We start from the raw sequence: 24,851 nt of genomic DNA, 5'->3' as shown, positions 1-24,851 counted from the left end.
CTCGGGCCGAGCGCAGATCACCACTTGAACGAAGCGGCCACCTCATAGCTGCGCGGTGCGCCCAGGATGATCTGGTCGGTGTATCCAGGGTCGCCCCAGGCGGCGTAAAGCTTGTTGGTCAGGTTCTTCACGCGGAAGCTGATCCGGGTCTGGTCGACACCCGGGAAATAGGCCTTCGGGATGTCGACGAACGCGAACGCGTCGAAGATCGTGTAGGCGTTCATGATGACCAGATTGTCCTGGAAGTTGAAGCGGTCGCCGACGTGACGGACCGAGCCCCCGATTTCCACCGGCAGTATCGTGTCGAAGCGATAGGACGCACCGGCATTGGCGATGAAGTTCGGCACGTTTGGTGGCGTCTTGCCGGAATAGGATTGGAATACCCCGTTGCCATCGACATAGTTGAAATCGATGAACCGCGACTGCACGAAGGCGACATTGCCCCACAGCTTCAGCCCGCCAATCGGGTTGATCGCGCCTGCGATCTCGATGCCCTTGGATTCCATCTTGCCAGCCACGTTGAACTCGATGCCGCTCTCGGGGACATAGACGTTCTTGCGCTCGATATCGAAGGCCGAGAACGTGAACTCCGCCCGTTTGTCGGCCGATTGCACCTTCACCCCGGTCTCGTAGGTCCGCGACGTCGTCAGTAGCAGCGGCACTGACGGCGCGAGGATGAAGATGTTGGCCACGGTCGGATCGGCGGCGGTCGCATACTGGCTGTACAGCATCACGCCGGGCGCGATGTCCCAGGTGTAGCCGACCCGTCCTGTGATCGGATTGAATTTCTTCGAGAACGGGTAGCCCTTTGCCGACTCCAGGGTGCCGTCGGGAAAGAAGCGGGTCCGCGCCAGCTCGATATCCTCGAAGCGAATGCCGCCGATCAGGGCGAAGGTCGAGGTCAGCTTGAGCCGGTCCTCGAACGACAGCGCCGTCGTGTCGAGATGCGTGTAGATCTTCTCGTCGCTGCGGGGCCCATAGAGGCCGCGGTCCGGATTGAGGAGGTCGACGTAATCATTGAAGAACAGCGTATCCTGCGAGACGTTGAACTGGCTGCTGCTCGCCGCCACGGTGGCGACAAATCGATTGTCCATTCCGCCGATGTTGGAATTGATCGTCAGGTCGGTGATGTTGCCGTAGAGCCGCTGTGCGTGATCGAGCGCCAGGCGCTCGCGATAGATGCTTTGCGCGCCGGCGAAGTTGCCTACGGTCTGGTCGAACGACGAGATCTCGTTGTTGAACCAATGTCGGTGGGCATCATAGCCGTAGACCTGACTCTTCAGCGAGATGTTGTTGGTGATGTCCCATTGAAAGCCGCTGCGCAGCCAGAGCTCGCTGGCGCCGCTGTGATTGTCGAGCACATTGTAGTTCGTTGTCAGCGTGCGCGCGTCAACGGTGACCGGGACCGGCGTGCCGCCGCCGAGATAATAGTTGCTCCACTGGCCCGACACGATGCCGTTGGTCGGCACGATGCCGGGTGCGTTGGCGGGTACCAGCGGCGTTCCCCAATAGAAGCGGTCGCTGTCCTGCTTGTACTCGGCCGCGCCCCAGATCTTGAAGCTTTCATTGACGCGATAATTCAACTGGCCGGAGACATTGCTGAGCTTGGAGTAGGTGTCGTCGATAAAGCCCTTGTCGTTGGAATGGCTGATGTCGAACCGATAGTCGAGGCCGTCGACCAGCGTGCTGCCGCCCGATCCGTAGCCGGCGCGGTAGCCGTGGAATGAGTCGTAGGAGGTGAAGGCCTCGTTGACGACGGGACCCGTGTGCGGTGCCTTGGTGACGTAGTTGACGGCGCCGCCGGTTGCGCCGAGGCCCGCCACCAGCGAGTCCGGTCCCTTGATGATCTCCACCTGCTGCAAGCCGGCGACGTCCATGGGGCGGCCGGTCATGGTCGACGGCCCGATCGGGATGCCGTTGTAGAGCGTGGTGAGCTGATCCCCGCTGAAGCCGCGCATCGAGAAGATGGCGGGCGCGCCAGGTGCATCGCCGCCGGTCACGCCAACCGCCGCCTTGGCAACGTCGGTGGTGGTTCTGATGCCCCGGTCCTGCATGGTCTGCTGGCTGATGACCTCGACGGTGGCCGGCGTCTCGCGTGCCGTGATCCCGAGCCGGGAGCCGACGTCAGTGACGGCGGCCGTGTTCAGCGGCGTTTGCACCGTGCCGCTCGGAGGCAGACTTGCCGGGGCCGCAACGGCCGGAGCTGTGGGCTTGCGCCCTGCGGCCCGGCGCGCTGTACGTGATCTCTGATTGCCGGGGCTCACGGCGGCAGCTGGCTTCGGACCGGACGGGGAGACGACGATCGGACCGACCTCCCGGGAGGGCTTGTCTTGGGTCGCGCTTTGGGCTGCGCTCTGCGCGATCGCCGTGGAAGACAGCGATGCGGACGAGAGCAGGGCGATCAGGAAGGCACGCGAAAACCCTGGCGTGACGCCAGAAGCGAAATAAGGATTTTGCACAACAATACTCTGCGGCGACGCAACAAACTGTCACCGCGGTTGCCTTAGTCATCTGCCTTCGCCCCAGGCGGCAGATGCACCGGCTACTTGTCCGACATCGAGGCACCCCGCCCAATGCGTTCGCGCGTGACCATGGCTGGTAGCAGGTTTCCTGGCTCGCGGGTCACTGCCTTCGACCACCTTCCCAGAGACCCGAACGGGCTCCAGTGGTTTTTCTGGTCGTCGGCTATCCGCCTACAGTTGCGGGGGCAGCCGCGGAATTGCCCGCCGAGACGGGCGCACCGCATTCCCTTGGAGAGTCCTTGCAGACACTACCGATCACGAAACTGGCACCTGCTTTGAGATGCGTCAATATCGGGAATGCCTGCCGCGCAACGCGCCTGCCAAGTGTGTCTTTCCGGACAAAAAGAGATTCTACTCCATAACGATGTTGGCCGTGACCTATTTCCCGGGCTTAGATTTGTCGTCCTTGAGGCGTTTGATTGGGGATACGCCGATGACAGATCTTGAGGACAGGCTGGAACGGTTCGAGACGCTCACCGCCGAATGCGAGTTGATCACCAAGCTTGCCACCGACAGCAAGAAGCGCGAGTTTTACCTGAAACTTTCGGAGCAATACCGCCAGCTGGCGGTGGATATGCGGCAGGCAATTGCGACCAAGGCCGCAGCCTGACGCCGCGGAAGGGTGACAATCGGATCGAGGCGCGATGCCGGGCATCCCTGCCTTTGCGGGATTTCGCGCGATCGCAAGCCGTTCTTAACGTTTGGCACGCATCCTCGATGCGATGTGAGGGATGCCCATGCAATTCCTCATGTTGGGAATGCCGGGGCTCGTTGCGATGCAGCAGTCCCACGGAGTGCGGTCCCATGCGTCTCCTTGTGGTCATTGTGTTTGCCCTCATGACGGCAGCCTGTAATCAGGAGCAGGATATCACCGGCTCGACCGCGTCTTGCCCGTTGCGGAACTACAGCTCCTACAATGCCCGCGACATGAACCAGTGCGTCAATGCCTGCAAATCGTGCGACCACGGCAATACGGTGACTTGCACCACCTCCTGCACGCTCAGGGGTGCGCACTGAGCGGCGCATCGGGGGCTTTGCTAGGATCGTTGCGCGGATCGCAACCGCGCCATCTCCCTGCCGCCATCGTTCCGGATGGATCGACCTGATAGGCTGGTTCCAGCGTCAGGGGACATCGGATGAAATTCGCAAGCTTTGAAATCGACAACGCCGCCTCATGGGGCCTGGTGGAGGGCAATGACGTCGCCGATCTCGGTGCCGTCCTGGGGAACCGCTACCCCGACCTGAAATCGGCGATCGCCGCAGGCGCACTGGCCGAGGTCGCAGCTTCCGCTACCAAGGCCAAGCGTTATCCGCTGTCGAAGATCGCCTTTCTGCCGGTGATCCCGAACCCGGACAAGATCCTCTGCATCGGCCTGAACTACGAGAACCATCGCAAGGAGACCGGGCGCACGGAGGTCGAAAGTCCTACCGTGTTCGGCCGCTTCGCCAACAGCCAGACCGGCCATCTCACAAATATCATCCGTCCGAAGGTCTCGACCCAGCTCGACTTCGAGGGCGAGCTCGCCGTCGTGATCGGCAAGGCGGGCCGCTACATCCCGCGCAGCGAGGCGTGGGGCCATATCGCCGGCTATGCCTGCTACAATGAGGGCAGCGTGCGCGACTATCAGCGCCACACCCACCAATTCACGCCGGGCAAGAACTTTCCCGCAACCGGCGGCTTCGGCCCGTATCTGGTCACGGCGGACGAGGTCGGAGATGTCCGCCGCTTGCGGCTCCAGACCCGGCTGAACGGCGAGGTGGTGCAGGACACCACCATCGACCAGATGATCTTCGATATCCCGCGCCAGATCGAATATTGCTCCCAGTTCACGCGGCTCGAGCCCGGCGACGTCATCGCCACCGGCACGCCCGGCGGTGTCGGCTCGCGGCGCACCCCGCCGATCTGGATGAAGGCCGGCGACGTCGTCGAGGTCGAGATCGACAAAGTCGGCCTGCTGCGCAACGGGATTGCCGACGAAGCCTGATGCCTGTGAACGAGACGACGGCCTATGCGCCGCTGCTGCGCAGGATTCACTGGGCGACGGCGGTGCTGTTCATCACAGCCATGCTGATCGGTTTCTATTGCGGCCTCCAGCCGCCGGGCACGTCGCCGCGCCGCGAGCTGCTGGAGGTGCACAAGTCGCTCGGCATGACGTTGCTGTTCCTGTCGGTGCTGCGGCTGATGGTGCGGCTGGCGACGAAGGTACCGCCTGAGCCGTCGTCGTTCGGCGCGCTGGTGCGCTTCGCGGCACGACTCAATCACGTCGCGCTCTATGCCATCCTGTTCACGATGCCGCTTACCGGCTACGCGTTCTCCTCGGCCGGCGGCTACTCGCTGAAATACTTTTGGACATTCAGCTGGCCGCGGCTGGTGACCGATAGTCCGGCGATTGCTCATGCCGGCGAGGTGACGCACGACGCGCTCGCCTGGGTCGTCTATGCCGCCGTCGCGTTGCACATTGCTGCGACCGCTTGGCACGCCGTGGTGATGCGCGATGGAACACTGGCGCGGATGTGGCCGCGGTCGGGGAACAGCGGGCGCTGAGACGCCACCCGATAGGCTGACGGTGCCCCGGCACCGGAACGATTTCCATGAGATCGTCATTGAAGGAGCAGGCAGGACGCGGAGTCCGATGAAATGGGTATGCTCGATCCTGGTCGATTTCTGGTGTCGTGCTCGCATTGCGAGGCATGGCCGATGGCGGCCAACGTCAAACGTGCGAGCTGGTCGGCGCAGCCGCACGAGGTCCGCTTCGTGTGCCCGCGCTGCTGCCGCGAGGAGACCGCGATCGTCTCCGCCTCTGGCGAATTGACGCCGATCCGGCGCATCGACACTCCGCCGCGCGACGTCACCACAGCCTGGGCTCAGGCCCAGCGGCCGCGCGGGCGATCATAGGCAGCCGTGCATCGGACCTTGCATGATCCCGGTTTGGAACCCGGGCGTCCCTCAGACGTTCCTGCCCTGACATCAATACATCGAGGCTGGGCGAATGATCAGCGAGCATTTCGATACCCGCACACGGATCAACATGAAGCTGGCGCTTGATCGGATTTGCCGCAATCGCCCCAGCGGCGACGATCACGGCTTCCGCAAATCGGTCGCCGAAAACATCATCCGCTGTGCGCTCAGGGGCCGCACCGGTCTCGGCCAGCTCGTCGATGCCGGCGAGCGGGCGGTGATCAGAACGCGCTCGGAGAGGGAGCCCGCCTAGGGCCAGTCCGCTGGTCGCATGCGAGCCACATCGGGGCGGTTCACCTCCCGGCAAATGTGGTAGCGTCGCGGTCGGGAGATCAATGATGGCCATCGACATGCTTCCGTCCCACGCCGACCGTTTCCGGCTTCACCCGGTCGCGCCGCGCCATGCCGCGATGTTCTGCTTTGCGCTGCTGACGATCTCTTGTGCGCTCGCAAGCTTCGCGCTCGCCTGCGCGACACCGTTTGCGGCGTTCGCCGTCATTGCGGCTGCGACGCTGTCGCTGCGGCCGGCGCTGCTGGTCGTCACCGGCGCGTGGCTGGTCAACCAGACCATCGGCTTCGGCGCGCTGCACTATCCCATCGACGCCAGCACGATCGCCTGGGGCTTTGTCATCGGCGCGGCTGCGCTCGCCGCGACTGCGGCATCGTCGGCCACGCTCCGCGCGCTGCCACAGGGCCGCACACCGCTGGTGCTCGCGCTCACCCTCGTCGCTGCCTACGCGGCTTATGAGTTCACGCTGCTGGCCGCGACGCCGTTTTTGGGCGGAGAGGGCGCCTTCACATTGGCCATCGTGACGCGGATTGGGCTGACCAGCGCCGTGTGGCTCGCCGGCCTCGTCGCTGCCTGTGAGATCGTCCGCATGATCGATCCGTTCGGGCGCGGCCGCGCGATGTCGGCTTGAACGACGAAGTCCGATGGCGTGACGACATCGCGTCCGTGATCTTTCCGGTCCGGGGACACGGCGCGATTTGCGCCGTGCATCGCGGCGCATTCCGCACCCTTATCGGTGCGGAGCCCTCGCCGGAGGATTGCCTTGGTCATTTCCGCCGTTTCGAAGCTGCATTCCGGGAGGCGGCCAGCGCCAAGATCGCCCGCAAGGGCATTTCTGTGGGGACGAGCCTGCATCTTACCAGTCGCGACGTCACCCGGAAGCTGCTAGAAGACCACCAAATCGCTAACGGAGAAGAGTCATGAGCCAATCCCAGCTCTCGAATGCCCAGGTCACGCATTTCCCGGTCGCCGCCGGGCAGGTGGGCCGGCTTTCGCAAGCCTTGATGGCCATGGTGCTCGGCCTGTTCGTCGTCGGAGTCGTCGGCTTCTCGCATATCGACGTCGTCCACAATGCCGCGCACGACGTGCGCCATTCGAACGCCTTCCCCTGCCACTAACCGGGGCGGCATGAGCACGTTTCGTTCGATCGTTTTCTCGTCGGTCATTGCCGGTTTCATCGTTGGTCTCCTCGTCACGGTCGCCCAGCAGTTCGGCACCGTTCCCCTGATCCTGAAAGCCGAGGTCTTCGAGAAGGCCACGGAGACCCATCAGCATGAGGCGGTGCCGCAGCCGGCCGCAGCTGGCCATGACCATGCAAGCCCTGAACACGCTGGTCATGACCACGCTTCTCATGATCATGGCGCTGAAGCGTGGGAGCCGCGAGACGGGTTCGAGCGCAACGCATACACGGCTGCCGCGAACGTGCTGACCGCGATCGGCTTCGCGTTGCTGCTCGCCGGATTCTTCGCCGTCCGTAGCGGTGCGACCGGCGAGCGCGTCTCCTGGCACGAAGGACTGATGTGGGGATTGGCGGGTTTTGCCGTCTTCACCATTGCCCCCGGCCTCGGCCTGGCGCCGGAGTTGCCGGGCGTGCCGGCCGCGCCGCTCGTGTCGCGCCAGATCTGGTGGACGGCGGCTGCGCTGGCGACTGCTGCGGGCCTCGCATTGATCGTCTTCCGCCGTTCGGTGCCGGCGGCCATTGCCGGCGTGATCCTCCTGATCCTGCCCCACTTGATCGGTGCGCCCGAGCTCGCGCAGGTCGAGACCAACGTGCCGTCCTCGCTCACGCATCAGTTCGTCACGGCTGTCACGGTAACCAGCCTGGTGTTCTGGAGTTCGCTTGGTGCGGTGACGAGCGCGATCTTCGCGCGTTTCGATCATGGTGTTGATGCGCGCGTCTAGATCTGGTTAGGCCTCGTTTTGGCCCACCGCGGCTGACCGAAATTCGGATTTGTCGTATGTGTCGGCCATCCCGGCTTGACCTTGAGGGGCGATCATGTGTCGTCATTTTTCGCGAGCCGGGCTTGCGGTGGACGCAGCAGCGTCGGGCGTGAGATGTGCGGGCAGGGCGGATTGCTCTCCGTGAGCCCGAGGCTTCACGCCGACGAGCGGCGCTGATGGTTCGTCTCGCCAATATCCCGGTGGCTGTGTGCACCACGCCGTCGGGCTCTGTGGCGAACAAGCGAACGTGCGTACGGCAAAACCGTGTGGTCCTGGCCGTCGTTGCTACGGTCAAGCTTTCGCGGAGGCGGCATTCGCGTCAACCGGCGCGGTGTCGGCGACTTTCGCGAAGGTGAGGGAGGCCAGAACGAACTCGGCTCCCGGGAGAGCACGGCATAAGCCGTCAACCCACTGCGCAGGGAAGGCCGTGTGTTCGGCTTCACCTGTATGCCGCTGTGCAATTCCTTTTGCGCTACCCGCGCACAGCGGACCGTGGGTGCCAGCCGGCACCCGGCCTTCCCTGCGCCCTCTTGGATAAGAGGGTGGAGAGATCAAGCAAAGCTCGGGCGAATTGGGCCGCGAGAACGCGAAGGTGTGTCTGCGAGGGAAGGTGGGAGTTGGAAATGAACGGCGTTACCACGCACTCCTCCGCGGAAATATTCTGGATTGCTTCGCTGCGCTCACAATGACGATGAGCGCTCACCGGAATGACGGAGCTGGCAGTGCCGCTCGCGACTCAGCTCAAGGAACCCCCTCATTGAGCTGAGTGCCGGGCGCGCCGAGCCTGCTCCAAAATCTGAAGTTGTGGATTGCCCTCTCCGTGAGGGTATCGCAGTAGTCTTATTCGTGTCCTCCAGGCCACGATTGTGCTGTCTATGCAACATTCCCGCGCGATTTAACCCTTATCGCAGTCCGTTCGCATCCACGCCGCTTTTTGGCCACACCTGAACATGAATAAAATCGCTCTAATGTTTAGGGGCGACGGCAGCCGGCGAAGGGCGACGGGAAATCCCAAGGTCGATTCAAATCTTGGGTCTGATGTTCCGGGTCTGACAAGGGTTAGCCAAGGAAACTGGTCGCCAAGGAAACTAGGCGCATGGACGCGAAGACCAACATCAAGCAGAGGCTGCCAAGCCGTCACGTGACGGAAGGCCCTACGCGCGCGCCCCATCGCTCCTACTTCTACGCCATGGGTCTGACCACCGAGCAGATCCACCAGCCCTTCGTCGGCGTCGCTTCCTGCTGGAACGAGGCCGCCCCCTGCAACATCTCCCTGATGCGCCAGGCCCAGGCGGTGAAGAAGGGCGTGGCGTCGGCCGGCGGCACGCCGCGTGAATTCTGCACTATCACCGTCACCGACGGCATCGCCATGGGCCATGACGGCATGCGCTCCTCGCTGCCGTCACGCGAATGCATTGCCGACTCCGTCGAGCTGACCGTCCGCGGCCACGCCTATGACGCTCTGGTCGGGCTCGCCGGCTGCGACAAGTCGCTGCCGGGCATGATGATGGCGATGGTCCGCCTCAACGTGCCCTCGATCTTCATCTATGGCGGCTCGATCCTGCCCGGCAATTTCCGCGGCCAGCAGGTCACCGTGCAGGACATGTTCGAGGCGGTCGGCAAGCACTCGGTCGGCGCCATGTCGGACGAGGACCTCGACGAAATCGAGCGCGTGGCGTGCCCCTCGGCCGGTGCCTGCGGCGCGCAGTTCACCGCCAACACCATGGCAACCGTCTCCGAGGCGATTGGCCTGGCGCTGCCGTACTCGGCCGGTGCTCCGGCACCGTATGAAATCCGCGACGCCTTCTGCACGACTGCGGGTGAGAAGGTGATGGAGCTGATCGCGTCCAATATCCGGCCGCGCGACATCGTTACCCGCAGGGCGCTCGAGAATGCGGCCGCCGTGGTCGCCGCGTCCGGCGGCTCGACCAATGCTGCACTGCACCTGCCTGCGATCGCGCACGAGGCCGGAATCAAGTTCGACCTGTTCGACGTCGCCGAAATCTTCAAAAAGACACCATATGTCGCGGATTTGAAGCCGGGTGGCCGTTATGTCGCCAAAGACATGTTTGAAGTTGGCGGCATACCGCTTCTGATGAAGACGCTGCTCGACAACGGATTTCTCCACGGCGACTGCATTACGGTCACCGGTCGAACGATCGCCGAAAATCTCAAAAGCGTTAAATGGAATCCGCACCAGGACGTGGTGCACCCGGCAGACAACCCCATCACCGTCACCGGCGGTGTGGTCGGTCTGAAGGGCAATTTGGCGCCAGAAGGTGCGATCGTGAAAGTCGCGGGAATGTCCAATCTGAGGTTCACCGGTCCGGCGCGTTGCTTTGACCGGGAAGAGGACGCCTTTGAGGCCGTCCAGAACCGCACATACCGCGAAGGCGAAGTCATCGTGATCCGCTACGAGGGCCCCAAGGGTGGCCCCGGCATGCGGGAGATGCTCCAGACCACCGCGGCGCTGACCGGGCAGGGCATGGGCGGCAAGATCGCGCTCATCACCGACGGCCGCTTCTCCGGCGCCACCCGCGGCTTCTGCATCGGCCATGTCGGGCCCGAGGCCGCCATCGGCGGCCCGATCGCACTGTTGCAGGATGGCGACATCATCGAGATCGACGCCGTGGCCGGAATCCTTAACGTAAAATTGAGCGACGCCGAGCTCGCGCAACGCAAGACCAAATGGAGCCCTCGCGCGACTAACCATACGTCGGGTGCGCTCTGGAAATATGCTCAGCAGGTTGGACCAGCGGTCGATGGGGCAGTAACCCATCCTGGCGGCGCGCACGAGAAACAGTGTTATGCGGACATCTAGGCGTACCATCGTTGCGTTTGTGTTGGGGGCTACCGCGCTGGCCGCGCCGGCGCTCGCCTTCGACGGCGCGCCGGTCAACCAGAAGGATGCGACCATCCCGGTGGTGACCACCTTGCCGGGTGCCGCGGGCACGGTGCGCAAGGCTGCGCCGCCGGCCGTGACCGGCCAGGAAACCTCGCTCAGCGCCCTGCAATATGCCGCCGAGGGCGGCCACCCGATTGCGCAGTGGAAGCTCGGCCGCATGTACGCCAATGGCGACGGCGTCGCCCAGGACGACGTGCGCGCCTTCGAATATTTCAGCCGGATCGCGAATGCGCATGCCGAGGACAGCCCGTCGGCGCCGCAGGCGCAGGTCGTGGCCAATGCCTTCGTCGCGCTCGGCCGCTACTATCTGAGCGGCATCCCGAACTCGAAGATCAAGCCGGATCCGGACCGGGCGCGGGAGATGTTCTCCTATGCCGCGTCCTATTTCGGCAATGCGGATGCACAATACGATCTCGCCCGGCTCTATCTGAAGACCCCGGACGCCTCGCGCGAGGATTTCCGCTATGGCGCGCGCTGGCTCGGCCTGGCCGCCCAGAAGGGGCAGCATGAAGCCCAGGCGCTGCTGGGACAGATGCTGTTCAACGGCGACCGTCTGCCGCGGCAGGCCGCGCGCGGCCTGATGTGGCTGACCCTGGCGCGTGACAGTGCCGGGACCGACGAGACCTGGATCAAGGAAAACTACAACCGCGCCTTCTCCAAGGCCTCTGATGACGACCGCGCCATGTGCCTGCAAATGCTGGAACAGTGGGTGCAAGGCCGCCGCGAGTAGGCCTGTAGAGGCGGCGTCACGCCGCCTCTAGATCCAGATCCGCCCACACCGGCACGTGATCCGACGGCTTCTCCCAGCTGCGCACATAGCTGTCGATCCCGACATTGGCGAGCCGATCGCTGGCCTGCGGCGACAGCAGCAGATGGTCGATGCGCAGGCCGTGGTTCTTCTGCCAGGCGCCGGCCTGGTAGTCCCAGAAGGTGTAGAGCCCGGGCTCGTCCGTCACCGCCCGCAGCGCATCGGTCAGGCCGAGCCCAAGCAGCGACTGAAAGCTCTCCCGCGTCTCGGGCTTGAACAGGGCGTCCTCGGTCCAGGCGGCGGGATTGTGGACGTCGCGGGCAGCCGGGATGACATTGAAGTCGCCTGCGAGGATCAGCGGCTCCTCGGTCTTAAGGCGCTCCTTCGAATACTCAAGAAGCCGAGACATCCATTTGAGCTTATAGGGATATTTCTCGGTTCCGACCGGGTTACCGTTGGGCAGATAGAGACAGGCGATGCGCAGCACCCCGCGCTTGAGTGTCACCACACCCTCGAGGAAGCGGGCATGCGCATCCTCGTCGTCGCCGGCCAGCCCCGATTTGGTCTCGTCGAACGGCAATTTCGACAACAGGGCGACGCCGTTGAACGTCTTCTGCCCGTGAGTGACCACGTTATAGCCGAGCGCCTCGATCTCCAGCCGCGGGAAGGCCTCGTCGACGCATTTGATCTCCTGGAGGCAGACGATGTCCGGCTGGCACTCCCTGAGCCAGGTCAGCAGAAGATCGATCCGCTGCCGGACCGAATTCACGTTCCAGGTGGCTACTCTGATCGGCATTGCGGGGCGCTCCAAACGGGGCCATCGTTAGAACAAAATGTAAACGCGCCCGTCAAGGACGCCGCAAAATCTCCCACAAAATTAACCCGGCTTAAGCAGGCCGCAGGCCATTGATGCGGAAAAGGTTCCGCGGATGGGATGGCCGGACAAATCCACACAACAGACTGAGCCGCATGACGGCCTGATCGGCGCGTTCCTGTATTGGCTCGGCGGCTTCGAGATCGAGGACGGCCTGACCGCCGGTCTCAGCGAGCGCGAGCTGCGCCGGATCCGCGCCAAGCAGATCGACGCGGTGACGCGGCTGATTCCGGTGACGATGGCTGTGACCATGCTCAACGTCGCCATCGTGCTGATCCTGTTCTGGGGCAGGGGCTGGAACGACTTCCTCGCGATCTGGGGCCTGACGCTCGCCACCTCTGCGTCGCTCGCAGTGCGCGCGTGGCGGCGCTCGCATCAGAACCCGCCGCAGGAAGCTTCACCGCGCGCGACGCGGCAGATACTGCGGCAGGCATTCTTCCTCGCCGCGATTTGGGGCACGCTGCCGCTGGCGCTGTTCAGCCGCGTCGAGCCGACCAGCCAGTTGATCCTGGCCTGCCTGATGGTCGGCATGATGTCGGGCGGTGCCTTCACGCTCTCGACCTTCCCGCGCGCCGGCCTCGTCTATCTCGCGACCATGACGGTTGCCTGCGCCGGCGCGATGCTGCTGTGCGGTGCTGGTCCGTATGCGCTGACCGCAGTGTTCCTGCTGCTGTTCGCGTTCTTCATGGCGCGCAACATCGTCTCGCAGGGCAATCTGTTTCTCGGCAATCTCAAGGCCCAGCTCGAGCTTGAGCGGCAGACCGAAATCATCTCGCTGCTGCTGAAGGATTTTCAGGAGAATGCCAGCGACTGGCTGTGGCAGACCGACGCCGAAGGGCATCTCACCGACGTGCCTGAACGCTTCGCCGACGTCGCGCAGCTGCCGCTTCCGTTGCTGAAGGGATCGCATTTCGCCGACGTGCTCGACATGCTCTGCCCCGAAGACAAGGCGGCCGCCTACAACGTCGTCGGCCTGATGGAGCACGCCGAACCGCTGCACGAGATGAACCTCAAGGTCGTCGCCGGCGGCGAGGCGCGGTTGTGGTCGCTGACTGCGAAGCCGGCCTACGACCGCGACGGCCAATTCCTCGGTTATCGCGGCTTCGGCCGTGACGTCACCGAGCGCTGGCGCGCGGAGAAGGCCGAGGCCGAGAGCCGTGCCAAGTCCGACTTCCTGGCGGTGATGAGCCATGAGATCCGTACGCCCATGAACGGCGTGCTCGGGCTTGCCAGCATGCTGCTCGAAACAAAACTCGATCCGGAACAGCGCGAGGCCGTCACCAGCATTCACGAGTCCGGCGACAATCTCCAGCGCATCCTCAACGACATCCTCGATCTCTCCAAGCTCGAGGCGGGTCGCTTCGCGTTCGAGGCCATCGATTTCGTGCCGCAGGCGCTGGTCGAGACGGTCGCGACCGTCGTGCGCGCGGGCGCCAAGAGCAAGGGGCTCGCGGTCAAGGTCGAGCTCGATCCGAACCTGCCGCCGACGCTGCGCGGCGATGTCGCGCGGATCCGGCAGGTGCTGCTCAACCTCGCCTCCAATGCGGTGAAGTTTACCGACGAAGGCGAGGTGACAATCAAGGCCACCTGCCAGGCGCGTCGCGACCTGCTCGCGACCGTTGAATGGACCGTAACCGACAGCGGCATCGGCATCGCGCCCGAGAAGCTCGGCCAGCTGTTCTCCGACTTCGCGCAGGCCGACGCTTCGATCAGCCGCCGCTTCGGCGGCACCGGGCTTGGGCTTGCGATCTCACGCCGCATCATCGAGCAGATGGGCGGTACCATCGGCGTCACTTCGACGCCGGGCGAGGGCTCGACCTTCCGCTTCACGCTGGTGCTGCCCTGGAGCCAGGCGCAGGCATCCGACCAGAATGCGGACCGCGACGAAGCCGATGAGCTCAAGGCCCGTATCGCCGGCCTCGATCGGCCGCTGAAGGTGCTGGTCGCGGAGGACGACGCCGTCAACCGCATGGTCGTGAGCAAGATGCTCGGCGCCTTCGATGTCGATTTGCGCGTCGTCACCGACGGCGTCGAGGCCGTCGAGGCGGCCTCCGAGGGCGACTACGATGTCGTGCTGATGGACGTCCGCATGCCCGACATGGACGGCCTTGCCGCGACCCGGGCGATCCGCGCGCAGGGGGGAGGCTTCGAAGCCTTGCCGATCATCGCGCTCACCGCCAACGCCTTCCCCGAGGACGTCAAGACCTGCCGAGAAGCCGGCATGTCGGATTTTCTGGCAAAGCCGCTGCGCAAGTCCGCGCTGGCCGCAGCCTTGCTGCGTGCGCTGAACGGAGACGTGATGGCGGAGGACGCGCCGCTTCAGCCGGAGCTGATGCCTGATGAGGTGGAGTGGACGGACGAGGAAAGGCAGATGACCGGCGCCTAAAGCTTTCCATAGACTCGCCCGGCGATCACCTTCAGGCGCTCGACCGAGCCGGACTCCGGATGCGGCTTGACCGGCGCGAACAGGATCGAGGCCTGCCTGCCGTTCTTCCAGACAAAGATGTTGACGGCATTGCCGTTGCCCTTGGTGCAGGAATGCTCGCCGAACGCTTCACTGCCGAGCTCGGGGATAGCCACGTGCTTGCACGGGCCCGTGCGCTTCATCATGCTGATGACCGTGTCGCGCGAGATCGCAATCACCGCGACTGTCATGGTGTTGGCCTCACGATCGAACATCATGCAGCTGCCCGCGCCGGTCCGCTGGACCTGCAGCGTGCTCTTGTCGAGGAAGCCGTCGGCATCCCCAGGCGTGAGCCATTCGCAAGTGCCGAACCGCTCGCTGGTCTTGCTCACATTGCCAATGGCGACGCGCGCGGCTTGGGTGATCGGTCCGAGCAGCGCGTCGTCGGCACGGCGGCCGATCGGATAGACGCTGATCTGCAGAATGTAATCGCCGGACAGGGCGACGACCGAGGCCTCCTGGCGCTCCGCGCCGGCGGCGCTCGTTCCGCCCTGGCCTTCGTCGCCGATCCCGGACACTGCGTTAAGCGGCATGCGCTCGCCAAGCGTCTTGACGAAGGTCGCGTACAATTCCCTGGCGCGGTCCTTGTCGGGATTGCGGAACACGGTCAGCATCATCGTATCGCCGCGCCCGGCCTGGTAGATGCAGCCGCGGCCGTCCTGATTTGAAATCAGCGACCATTTGAGCGTCGGCATCGCACCGGCGAGCTCCTGGGCGCTGATGAACGGGCATGTTTCGGCAGCGTGCAGGGGGAGCACCGGGACGGCAGCGACTGCAACGAATAGAACGAGGCAACAGAACAGACGATTGATCATGCGCATTGGATAACTGTCTTCCGCTACTGGCGCGCCACGGCGATGCCGCAGTCTGGCATGCGCTCCAAGCGGCTGCGATGGGAATGCTCGATCTTGTCGCTGCCGAAGGTGCCTCGTAATATTGCAGGTTCAACAAGTGTTGGGGGGCGCGATGAATGAGGGGCTGGCAGCGGACAATGGCGGGGTCTCAGCGGAAGCTATTGATAGAAGGCTCAGGTCAGAAGGGATCCTTCGAGCCGAGGGCGTACCTGTCCTTGCCACATTACCCGTTATTGAGAGCGCGGCTGAGGCGCTGAAACGATCAAAAGAAGAAGTCGCGCTGCGCACTCTTTGCGTCCTTTTCGTTGCTGCAAAGGGCGAAGGGCTTGGGGAAGAGCTAGTTGAACAACTTCTGGAATCATACGAACTCCGGCCACATCTGACTCCCCAGGAGCTCGCCTTCGTGCTCGACCATTCCCCCTCGCAGCACGACCGGATTCAATTCACTTGGAGGCACGAAGCCGCCTGGACTCTGCTTTGGGCATTGGGCTTCGTGGCGCAATTAGGAAAGCCAGCTCAGATTTGCGACGTGGAATTCGCCGCTGGGACAATGGCCGAAAGGACAACCTCTCAGTTCATCGAAGACTCCGAACTTCGTCCGATCGCCGACATTCTTGATCAGGCCGATCTGATCTACAGGTACCACTGGGCTGTTAGAAATGCCCGTATTAGGGGACAGGAGGTACCGGCGGGTCTCGATCCTGGCGTGACGCAAGAAAGGCACTACGCTTTGAACTGGCTTATCGGATACAATGAACAAGCGTGGGACCACGTCACGACTGACACCTAATCACTTGATGTGCTGCGGCAGGCTCGCTCAAACAAAACTTTCGCGATCGTGGGTGTGCCCGGTCTAGCTCCCAGCCCTTGGGGATATCGCGATGATCACATCCTACCCCTGTTTTGCCCGACGGGTCAAATGTACTTCGCAAAAGCCGAAACTGGCCGCGCCGGCGTCCCGGCTACTGTGCATGGGGTTGTTTTTCAGATTTTGAATCGGGCTAGATCGAGAAGCTGGTCCCGCAGCCGCACGAGGCGGTCGCGTTCGGATTGTTGACGCGGAACGAGGCGCCGATCAGATCGTCGACGAAGTCGACCTGCGATCCCGCCAAAAACGGCTGGGAGGCGGAATCGACCAGCACCACTGCATTGTCCTGCTCGATCACGAGATCGTCGTCGGTGCGGGCACGGTCGATGTCGAACTTGTACTGGAAGCCGGAGCAGCCACCACCCTCAACGGAGATCCGCAGCATCGCGCCAGACCCTTCGCCTTTGAGAATCTCCCCAATCCGGCGTGCGGCCTTGTCACTGATGGTCACGTCAGTCGTCATCGTTCGTCTCCGATAGTCCCGCGGTCATACCAAATTCACTTGCCCAATTCATTTGGTATCCCGCGTCCGGCATAGTTAAGTGCCACCATACGCAGAATCAAATGGATAGGGACTAAATTCGCCGTGTCCGTCGGAATGGCTGCCCCCCGTGCGCCCTATGCCTGCGACCCCGACCGCAGCCGTGGCCGGCTGGTCGCGGAGCCGCCGAGCCAGACCCGCAGCCCGTTCCGGCGAGATTGTGACCGGGTCATCCATTCCACCGCGTTCCGCCGCCTGAAGTACAAGACCCAGGTGTTCGTGTTCCACGAGGGCGACCACTACCGGACCCGGCTGACCCATTCGCTGGAGGTGGCGCAGATCGCCCGCGCACTGGCCCGGCAGCTCGGGCTCGACGAGGACCTCACGGAAACGCTGGCGCTCGCCCATGATCTCGGTCATCCGCCGTTCGGGCACGCCGGCGAGAGGGCGCTGGACGCCTGCCTGAGGGATTTTGGCGGCTTCGACCACAACGCCCAGGCGTTGCGCGTCGTAGCCTCGTTGGAGCATCGTTACCCCGAATTCGACGGGCTCAACCTGACCTGGGAGTCGCTGGAAGGCATCGTCAAGCACAACGGGCCGCTGGCGGATCGCAGCGGCGCGCCGGTCGGGCGCTATCGTCAGCACGGCATTCCCGTCGGGATCGCCGACTACATCAAGTCATACGACCTCGAGCTCTGGAGCTTCGCCTCGCTCGAAGCGCAGGTGGCCGCGATCGCCGACGACATCGCCTACGACGCCCACGACATCGACGATGGCCTGCGCGCCGGCCTGTTTCACCTCGACGATCTCAAGGTGATGCCGCTCACGGCAGAGATCATCGCCGAGACCTCGGCGCATTATCCCGATCTCGAAGACGTCAGGCGTGGCGCCGAGCTGGTGCGCGAGCTGATTTCGCACCTGATCGGCGCGGTCTTCGCGGAAGCCAAGAGGAACCTCGCCGCCGTGCAACCGCAATCGGCCCAGGACGTCCGGCACCAGAGCCGGGCACTGATCTCGTTCCCCGCCGAGGTCGCCGATGAGGAGGCCGCCATCAAGCGCTTCCTCTTCCAGCACATGTACCGCCACAAGCGCGTGATGCGGGTGATGGCGGAGGCGGAGCAGATCCTGTTCGATTTGTTCGCAAAATACCTGACATCGCCGGGCGAGCTGCCGCCGGAATGGCTGGTGGAGGCGGAGGGGGATGACGAGGCCGACCGGGCCCGCCGGATCGGCAATTTCATTGCCGGAATGACCGACCGTTTTGCCCTGACCGAGCACCAGCGGCTCTTTGACTCGACCCCGGATTTGCGTTAGGCGGCGGCCATGCCCGACACATCCTCATCCCTGCATTTGTTCGCCGACGTGCTCGCGCGCGTGCACGCTGTCTGCCGCGCGCTCGCGGCCGACGCCAGCTGGCCCGAGGGCATCGATTTCTCGCGCGTGGTGGTCGAGCCGCCGCGCGATCCCTCTCATGGCGATATGGCGACCAACGCCGCCATGGTGCTTGCGAAAGAGGCAAAGGCGAAGCCGCGCGACCTCGCCGAGCAGATCGCCGAACGGCTCCGTGCCGACGGGCTGATCGCCAAGGTCGATGTCGCCGGTCCGGGCTTCATCAACCTGACGCTGAAGCCTGCCGCCTGGGCGGAGGCGCTGCGGACGGTGTTGCGCGACGGGGCCGATTACGGCCGCGTTCGCGGCGGCTCCAAGGTCAACGTCGAATACGTCTCGGCCAATCCGACCGGACCGATGCATGTCGGCCATTGCCGCGGTGCTGTGTTCGGCGACGCCTTGGCGAGCCTGCTCCAGTTCGGCGGCCACGATGTTACGCGCGAGTATTACATCAACGACGCTGGCGCGCAGGTCGACGTGCTCGCGCGCTCCGCCTTCCTCAGGTATCGCGAGGCGCTTGGCGAGGATATCGGCGCGATCCCGGAAGGGCTTTATCCCGGCGATTATCTCAAGCCTGTCGGCGCGGCACTGGCGAAGGAGCATGGCGACAAGCTCCGCGCGATGAGCGAGGCGCAATGGCTACCGACGGTGCGTGCCAAGGCGATCGCGATGATGATGGACGAGATCAAGGGCGATCTTGCCGCGCTCAACATCCGCCACGACGTGTTCTTCTCGGAGCGCTCGCTGATCGAGACCGGCAACAACAAGGTTGCCGAGACCATCGATTTCCTGAAGGCCAAGGGCGACATCTACGAGGGGCGCCTGCCGCCGCCGAAGGGCGCGCCGGTCGAGGATTGGGAAGACCGCGAGCAGCTGCTGTTCAAGGCCACCGCTTACGGCGACGATGTCGATCGTCCGCTGATCAAATCGGACAATTCCTACACCTACTTCGCCTCCGACATCGCCTACCACAAGAACAAGTTCGACCGCGGCTTCGCCGAGATGATCGACGTCTGGGGCGCCGATCATGGCGGCTATATCAAGCGCATGCAGGCGGCGGTGAAGGCCACGACCTCCGGCAAGGGCGCGCTCGACGTCAAGATCGTCCAGCTCGTCAAGCTGCTGCGCAATGGCGAGCCGGTGAAAATGTCCAAGCGGAGCGGGGACTTCGTCACCTTGCGTGAGGTGGTGGATGAAGTCGGCCAGGACGCCGTCCGCTTCATGATGCTTTACCGCAAGAATGACGCGGTGCTGGATTTCGACCTCGCCAAGGTCATGGAACAGTCCCGCGACAACCCGGTATTTTACGTCCAGTACGGCCATGCCCGCGGCCACTCGATCTTCCGCAACGCGCGGACCGAGGTGTTCCCGGAACTCCCGGAGGACGCCGGCAAGCGCATCGCTTGGCTTCGTGAGTCGGCTGTGGAGCGGCTCTCGGACCCCGTCGAGCTCGACCTTCTCAAGCGGCTCGCAATTTTTCCACGCATGCTGGAAGCGGCAGCCAGCGCCCACGAGCCGCACCGAATTGCCTTCTATCTCTATGACTTAGCGAGCGAATTTCACGCACTTTGGACGAAGGGGCGCGATTTGCCCTATTTACGCTTCATTATCAATAATGATGCAGATCTAACGAAGGCGCGGCTGGCCATGGTCCAGGGCGTCGTCTCAGTCCTGGCATCGGGCCTCGCCATCCTCGGCGTCCATGCCCCGGACGAGATGCGGTAGTTTGGGGCGAACTACTTAAGGGGAATTTTGGGGATACCGGCAGAAGCCGGATCGCTTAGACTTGGTTGAAAGCCTTGTGGGTCGAAAGCCGCGCCTTGGTCGAGGGGCGCGCGGCTTTCCCGAAGGGACGCATCATCACGATGGCCGATCGATATCAGGACAGACCGTTTCCTTCCGATGACTTTGGTCGCGGTGGCGATCAGCATGGGAGAGCGGAGAGCGATCCCTTGGCTGAACTCGCCCGCCTGATCGGGCAAACTGATCCCTTCGTCGCGCAAGGCCGGCCGAGTGCACGGCCACCGGCAGCGCCTGCACCCACGCAGAGCTATCAGGAAGACGACTATCCGCAGGACGACTCTCAGCAGGACTATGCCGAGCAGGCCGCGCCGCCTCAGCCCGGGCCGCCGTCATGGATGCGGCGCGCCAATGTGCAGCCGGCACCCGCTCCCGAGCCTGACTATCCCGTCTCTGTGAACCCGGTTCATCCGTTGCATCGCTATTCGGCCCAGCCGACGGCGCCCGAGCCTGATCTTCATCAGCCGCAGGCCTATCAGGATCACGCTTACCAAGACCAGGCGCACCAAGCCCAAACCTACCATCAGGAGCAGGCCTACCAGGAGCCACAGGAGCAGCCCGATCCGGCGCGCTACGATGATGCGCTCTACGGCCGGCTTGAGGCGGGTGAGCAGGATTTCCAGCGCGAGCCGGCCTATCCGGACGATCCCTACGCGTTCCAGAGCGACTATCCCGAGGCCGATCTCGAAGAGCCCAGGAAGTCGCGCGGCGGCATGATAACGGTTGCGGCAATCCTGGCGCTCGCCGTTGTCGGAACCGGCGCCGCGTTCGCCTACAAGACCTATATCGGCTCGCCCCGTAGCGGCGAGCCCCCGATCATCAAGGCCGACAACACGCCGACCAAGGTCGTGCCGGCGCCGGCGGACTCCTCGGCCAAGGTGCCGGACCGCATGGTGAGCGGTGACGGCAGCGAGAAAATCGTGCCGCGCGAGGAGGCGCCTGTCGACGTCAACACCAAGGCGGCCGGTCCCCGCGTGGTGTTCCCGCCGTTGAACCAGAACGCGAACCCGCCGCCGGTCGCGAGCGTCTCGCCGTCCACCGTTCCGCCGCCGACTGGCGGTTCGATTCCAAGCAACGGAACGATGCCGAACAGCGCGCCGCGCTCGATCAAGACTGTGGCCGTGAGAGGCGATCAGACTGACGGCACCGCGCCGCAAGTCGCCGCGCCGTCGGCCACCAAGCCGGCAGCACCGCTGAAGCCGGTCGCAGCACCGGCCGCACCGCGCACGCCGCCGACCTCGGCCAATGCCAGTGCCAACCAGCCGCTCTCGCTGTCACCGCAGGCAGCGCCGTCCGAGCCGCCGCAGCGGATGGCCGCGACCAATCCGACGCAGCTTGCACCTGCGAGCAGCGGTGCCGGTGGCGGCTTTGTCGTGCAGGTCTCCTCGCAGCAGAGCGAGGACAGCGCGCAGGCCTCGTATCGGGTGCTTCAGAGCAAATATGGCAGCGTCCTCGGCTCGCGCTCCCCGGTGATCAAGCGGGTTGATCTGACCGACAAGGGCAAGGGAATCGTCTACCGCGCCTTCGCGGGGCCGTTTGGCTCGGCCGATGAGGCGGTGCAGGCCTGCAACAATCTGAAGTCTGCTGGCCTGCCGTCGTGCTTCGTCCAGAGGAATTAGCGGCGGATTCCTTGACCCTCTCACGGGGCAGGGTTAATCGGCCCTATGAACACGCGGGCCTTCATTACCGGCGTTTCCGGAACGGGACTGACCGCCGCTGAGCGGGAGTTCATCCGTGCTGAGCGCCCATGGGGCTTCATCCTTTTCAAGCGCAATATCGAGACGCCAGCTCAAGTCGCTGCACTTGTTGCGGAATTACGGAGCGTCTCGGGTGCTGCCGACGCACCAATCCTGATCGATCAGGAGGGCGGACGGGTGCAGCGGCTGGGGCCGCCGCACTGGCCGGTCTATCCGCCGGGCGCCGTGTTTGCGAAATTGTACGACACTGATTCGGCGCTCGGGCTCGCCGCAGCCCGCCTTAGCGCCCGCCTGATCGCGGCCGATCTCGGCGATCTCGGCATTACCGTGGACTGCTTGCCGCTGGCTGACGTACCGGTTGCGGGTGCTGATGCCGTGATCGGAAACCGCGCCTACGGCACCGAGCCGGGCAAGGTCGCGGCCATCGCCCGCGCGGTTACCGAGGGCTTGGAGCAGGGTGGCGTGCTGCCGGTGCTGAAACATATTCCCGGCCATGGCCGGGCAACTGCCGACACCCATTTCAAGCTGCCGACCGTCGATACGCCGCGGGACGAGCTGGACCGGACCGATTTCGCGGCATTCAAGCCGCTCGCGGATCTGCCGATGGCGATGACTGCACATGTTGTGTTTAGCGCCGTCGACCCCGTTCATCCGGCGACGACTTCTGCGACAATGATCGCTCAGGTGATTCGCCACGCAATCGGGTTCCAGGGTTTGTTAATGAGTGATGACGTGTCGATGAACGCGCTGGCGGGCAACCTCGCCGAGCGGACCCGGGCCATCTTTGCGGCCGGCTGCGACATGGCGCTTCATTGCAACGGCAACATCGAGGAGATGCGCGACGTTGCCGGCCAGACGCCGGAATTGTCGGGCAGGGCGCTGGCGCGGGCGAACGCCGCACTCGCCGCGCGCAAGGCGCCGCAGCCGTTCGACCGGGCGGCTGCACGCGCGGAACTGGACGCATTGATCGCACGGGCAAGCACGGCATCCGCATGACCGCAGAAATCCTATCGTTTGAAACCGGGCGGCCCGCAGAGCTCGCCGAGGGCGAGCCGGCATTGGTGGTCGATGTCGAGGGCTATGAAGGCCCGCTCGACCTGTTGCTCGCGCTGGCGCGGCAGCAGAAGGTCGACCTGTCCAAGATCTCGATCCTGGCGCTGGCCGACCAGTATCTCCACTTCATCGAAGCTGCGCGAAAGATCCGGCTCGAGCTGGCGGCCGATTATCTCGTGATGGCGGCGTGGCTCGCCTTCCTGAAGTCGCGCCTGCTGCTGCCGGAGCCGCCGAGTGCGGAAGGTCCGAGCGCGGAGGAGATGGCGACCGCGCTTGCCAACCGTCTGCGCCGGCTGGAAGCCATTCGCGAAGCGGCCAACCGGCTGATGAACAGGCAGCAATTGCTGCGCGACATCTTTCCGCGCGGCGAGCCCGAGCACATCGCCGAGATCAGGCATCCGAAATATACGGCGACGCTATACGACCTGCTCACGGCCTACGCCTCGCAGCGCCAGTCGCGCGTGCTGGCGAGCGTGCATCTCGCCAAGCGCACGGTGTGGTCGCTTGCCGAGGCGCGCGCCACGCTGGAGCGGCTGGTCGGCAGCATCACCGAACAGGATGATTGGGGCGTTCTCGACGACTATCTGCTCCGGCACGTCGCCGATCCGACGCAGCGCGCGACGGTGCTCGCCTCGAGCTTTGCCGCCGCGCTCGAGCTGGTGCGCGAGGGTCAGCTGGAGCTGAACCAGAAAGAGGCGTTTGCGCCCATCTATTTCCGCAAGGGGCGCCATCAACCGGTTCCGGACGCAGCTCCCGCGCCCGATGCGCCGGTCGGCTAAGTGCAAGAAGGAGAAGCTGCCATGGCTTTGGCGGAAGTTCGCGTAGAAGAGGTCGAGCCGATGGAGAATGAACCCCAGGCGCGCCCCGAAGAATTGCGGCTGCTCGAAGCGCTGCTGTTTGCTTCGAATGAACCGCTCGATACCGCGACGCTGGCCAAGCGCATGCCGGAGGGCGTCGACGTCAAGGCCGCGCTCGAACAGCTGCAGGCCGAATATGCGTTGCGCGGGGTGAACCTCGTGCGCGTCGCCAACAAATGGACGTTCCGCACCGCCGGCGATCTCGCCTGGCTGATGACGCGTGAGAGCACCGAGACCCGGCGCCTGTCGCGTGCGGCGATCGAAGTGCTGGCGATCATCGCCTATCACCAGCCGGTGACGCGTGCCGAGATCGAGGAGATCCGCGGCGTCGTCACCTCGAAGGGTACGCTCGACGTGCTCTTGGAGACCGGCTGGATCAAGCCGCGCGGCCGTCGCAAGACGCCCGGCCGTCCGCTGACTTTCGGAACCACCGAGGACTTCCTGTCGCAGTTCACCCTGGAACAGCTCGGCGATCTGCCGGGCCTCGAGGAGCTGAAGGGCACGGGCCTGCTGGATTCACGTCTGCCGACCGGATTCAGCGTCCCCACGCCGTCGGATGACCCGACGCTGCGCGAGGACGAGGATCCGCTGGAACCAGGCGAAGACCTGGATCTCGCGCTGGCTCCTGCGGTCGAACCCGAGACGCCAGAAGGCGGCAATGAGGGTGGCGAAGAGGGCTGATATTCCGTCCTTTTGCGGGCGCCCTGCGACCAGTTAACACTAGCAAGATTACGTAGCGCCAACAGCGAATTGGCGCTGCCTTGGTCCTTGTTTTTGACACCTGCGAAGCCTAGGTTTCGGTGAAGATCGGTCGGGGTCCCCGGCCATGCGTGTTTGGAGGGTTGCAGGATGGGTTCGCTTAGCATTTGGCACTGGATCCTGGTGATCGCAGTCGTCCTGCTGCTGTTCGGCCGTGGCAAGATTTCGGATCTCATGGGCGACGTGGCGCAGGGCATCAAGGCCTTTAAGAAGGGCATGCAGGACGACGACAAGGTCGCCGACAAGCCCGAGCCGTCCAAGTCGATCGAGCACACGGCTGCGCCGACCGCGGCGCGAACCGACGTCGGCAGCAAGGCCGTCTGAGCCAGGAGCACGCGAGACGCGGGTAGTGGCCCCGATCCTGCGCGTGAGGGATTGGGCCGATCGTGAT

24 protein-coding genes and 1 riboswitch are annotated in these 24,851 nt (G+C 64.1%); of the genes, 20 read left to right on the top strand and 4 right to left on the bottom strand.

Annotated features, from left to right (window positions below; all coding sequences use genetic code 11):
- Window positions 1-17 precede the first annotated feature (17 nt).
- Complete coding sequence (locus UB31_RS34325; protein ID WP_502691309.1) at window positions 18-2,405, bottom strand: TonB-dependent receptor; 2,388 nt, start codon at window positions 2,403-2,405, stop codon at window positions 18-20.
- A gap of 178 nt (window positions 2,406-2,583) precedes the next feature.
- A riboswitch (cobalamin riboswitch) is annotated at window positions 2,584-2,790 on the bottom strand.
- 165 nt (window positions 2,791-2,955) lie between these two features.
- Here UB31_RS34325 and UB31_RS42330 point away from each other — a divergent pair.
- The 11 genes from UB31_RS42330 to UB31_RS34265 all read left to right on the top strand — a co-directional run bounded on the left by UB31_RS42330 (window position 2,956) and on the right by UB31_RS34265 (window position 11,346).
- The gene (locus UB31_RS42330) at window positions 2,956-3,132 is read left to right on the top strand and encodes a hypothetical protein (protein ID WP_197087431.1); all 177 of its coding nucleotides are present in this window, start codon (window positions 2,956-2,958) and stop codon (window positions 3,130-3,132) included.
- 526 nt (window positions 3,133-3,658) lie between these two features.
- Window positions 3,659-4,507 carry a fumarylacetoacetate hydrolase family protein gene (locus UB31_RS34310; RefSeq protein WP_045014032.1) on the top strand — a complete coding sequence of 283 codons (849 nt, stop codon included), beginning with the start codon at window positions 3,659-3,661 and terminating at the stop codon, window positions 4,505-4,507.
- The gene (locus UB31_RS34305) at window positions 4,507-5,067 is read left to right on the top strand and encodes a cytochrome b (RefSeq protein ID WP_045014031.1); all 561 of its coding nucleotides are present in this window, start codon (window positions 4,507-4,509) and stop codon (window positions 5,065-5,067) included. Before UB31_RS34310 ends, UB31_RS34305 begins: the two co-directional genes overlap by 1 nt.
- A 93-nt stretch (window positions 5,068-5,160) precedes the next feature.
- Entirely contained in the window at window positions 5,161-5,418 is a 258-nt protein-coding gene (locus UB31_RS42325; protein ID WP_045007542.1) for a hypothetical protein, read from the top strand.
- 94 nt (window positions 5,419-5,512) lie between these two features.
- Window positions 5,513-5,734 (top strand): hypothetical protein, encoded by a 222-nt coding sequence (locus UB31_RS34295; protein ID WP_045014030.1) that lies wholly within the window; start codon window positions 5,513-5,515, stop codon window positions 5,732-5,734.
- A gap of 85 nt (window positions 5,735-5,819) precedes the next feature.
- A complete protein-coding gene (locus UB31_RS34290) occupies window positions 5,820-6,401 on the top strand; it encodes a hypothetical protein (protein ID WP_045014187.1) in 582 nt (193 codons plus the stop codon).
- Window positions 6,398-6,694 carry a DUF1488 family protein gene (locus UB31_RS34285; RefSeq protein WP_045014029.1) on the top strand — a complete coding sequence of 99 codons (297 nt, stop codon included), beginning with the start codon at window positions 6,398-6,400 and terminating at the stop codon, window positions 6,692-6,694. Before UB31_RS34290 ends, UB31_RS34285 begins: the two co-directional genes overlap by 4 nt.
- Entirely contained in the window at window positions 6,691-6,888 is a 198-nt protein-coding gene (locus UB31_RS34280) for a CbtB domain-containing protein (RefSeq protein WP_045007539.1), read from the top strand. The genes UB31_RS34285 and UB31_RS34280 overlap by 4 nt, the downstream gene beginning before the upstream one ends.
- Window positions 6,889-6,898: 10 nt before the next feature.
- Window positions 6,899-7,672, top strand: coding sequence for a CbtA family protein (locus UB31_RS34275; protein WP_045014028.1), 774 nt, complete (start codon window positions 6,899-6,901; stop codon window positions 7,670-7,672).
- A 1,135-nt stretch (window positions 7,673-8,807) separates the two neighbouring features.
- Window positions 8,808-10,532 carry a dihydroxy-acid dehydratase gene (gene ilvD, locus UB31_RS34270; protein WP_045014027.1) on the top strand — a complete coding sequence of 575 codons (1,725 nt, stop codon included), beginning with the start codon at window positions 8,808-8,810 and terminating at the stop codon, window positions 10,530-10,532.
- Window positions 10,519-11,346, top strand: a complete 828-nt coding sequence (locus tag UB31_RS34265) for a tetratricopeptide repeat protein (RefSeq protein WP_045007536.1) — start codon at window positions 10,519-10,521, stop codon at window positions 11,344-11,346. Before ilvD ends, UB31_RS34265 begins: the two co-directional genes overlap by 14 nt.
- Before the next feature lie 16 nt (window positions 11,347-11,362).
- Here the strand turns inward: UB31_RS34265 and xth are convergent, their stop codons facing one another.
- The gene (gene xth, locus UB31_RS34260; protein WP_045007535.1) at window positions 11,363-12,160 is read right to left on the bottom strand and encodes an exodeoxyribonuclease III; all 798 of its coding nucleotides are present in this window, start codon (window positions 12,158-12,160) and stop codon (window positions 11,363-11,365) included.
- A gap of 133 nt (window positions 12,161-12,293) precedes the next feature.
- Here xth and UB31_RS34255 point away from each other — a divergent pair, with 133 nt between their 5' ends.
- On the top strand, window positions 12,294-14,624 hold the full coding sequence (locus UB31_RS34255; RefSeq protein ID WP_045014026.1) for an ATP-binding protein: 2,331 nt from the start codon (window positions 12,294-12,296) through the stop codon (window positions 14,622-14,624).
- On the opposite strand, the gene UB31_RS34250 is transcribed toward UB31_RS34255, so the two are convergent.
- Window positions 14,621-15,523, bottom strand: a complete 903-nt coding sequence (locus tag UB31_RS34250; protein WP_045014025.1) for a hypothetical protein — start codon at window positions 15,521-15,523, stop codon at window positions 14,621-14,623. The two genes, UB31_RS34255 and UB31_RS34250, sit on opposite strands and share 4 nt — an antisense overlap.
- 145 nt (window positions 15,524-15,668) lie before the next feature.
- Between UB31_RS34250 and UB31_RS34245 the strand changes: the two genes are divergently transcribed.
- A complete protein-coding gene (locus UB31_RS34245) occupies window positions 15,669-16,346 on the top strand; it encodes a DUF4272 domain-containing protein (protein WP_045014186.1) in 678 nt (225 codons plus the stop codon).
- Window positions 16,347-16,557: 211 nt separating this feature from the next.
- On the opposite strand, the gene erpA is transcribed toward UB31_RS34245, so the two are convergent.
- Window positions 16,558-16,887, bottom strand: coding sequence for an iron-sulfur cluster insertion protein ErpA (gene erpA, locus UB31_RS34240; RefSeq protein WP_007610737.1), 330 nt, complete (start codon window positions 16,885-16,887; stop codon window positions 16,558-16,560).
- Window positions 16,888-17,010: 123 nt separating this feature from the next.
- Here erpA and UB31_RS34235 point away from each other — a divergent pair, with 123 nt between their 5' ends.
- The 7 genes from UB31_RS34235 (at window position 17,011) to UB31_RS34205 (ending at window position 24,784) form a co-directional block, all read left to right on the top strand.
- Complete coding sequence (locus UB31_RS34235; RefSeq protein ID WP_156175679.1) at window positions 17,011-18,219, top strand: deoxyguanosinetriphosphate triphosphohydrolase; 1,209 nt, start codon at window positions 17,011-17,013, stop codon at window positions 18,217-18,219.
- Window positions 18,220-18,228: 9 nt separating this feature from the next.
- A complete protein-coding gene (gene argS / locus UB31_RS34230) occupies window positions 18,229-20,019 on the top strand; it encodes an arginine--tRNA ligase (RefSeq protein WP_045014023.1) in 1,791 nt (596 codons plus the stop codon).
- Between the two features lie 140 nt (window positions 20,020-20,159).
- Entirely contained in the window at window positions 20,160-21,713 is a 1,554-nt protein-coding gene (locus tag UB31_RS34225) for an SPOR domain-containing protein (protein WP_045014185.1), read from the top strand.
- 45 nt (window positions 21,714-21,758) lie between these two features.
- Window positions 21,759-22,787: a beta-N-acetylhexosaminidase gene (gene nagZ, locus UB31_RS34220; protein ID WP_045014022.1), complete on the top strand. Its 1,029-nt coding sequence runs from the start codon at window positions 21,759-21,761 to the stop codon at window positions 22,785-22,787.
- Window positions 22,784-23,623, top strand: a complete 840-nt coding sequence (locus UB31_RS34215; RefSeq protein WP_045007529.1) for a segregation and condensation protein A — start codon at window positions 22,784-22,786, stop codon at window positions 23,621-23,623. Before nagZ ends, UB31_RS34215 begins: the two co-directional genes overlap by 4 nt.
- 21 nt (window positions 23,624-23,644) lie before the next feature.
- Entirely contained in the window at window positions 23,645-24,382 is a 738-nt protein-coding gene (scpB, locus tag UB31_RS34210) for an SMC-Scp complex subunit ScpB (RefSeq protein ID WP_045014021.1), read from the top strand.
- Between the two features lie 168 nt (window positions 24,383-24,550).
- A complete protein-coding gene (locus tag UB31_RS34205) occupies window positions 24,551-24,784 on the top strand; it encodes a twin-arginine translocase TatA/TatE family subunit (protein WP_045007527.1) in 234 nt (77 codons plus the stop codon).
- Window positions 24,785-24,851: the final 67 nt, after the last annotated feature.

The sequence above is a fragment of the Bradyrhizobium sp. LTSP849 genome (genome assembly GCF_000938255.1).
GTDB lineage: Bacteria > Pseudomonadota > Alphaproteobacteria > Rhizobiales > Xanthobacteraceae > Bradyrhizobium.
The sequence above is the reverse complement of the archived record's forward strand: the minus strand, read 5'-3'. Positions and strand labels throughout refer to the sequence as shown.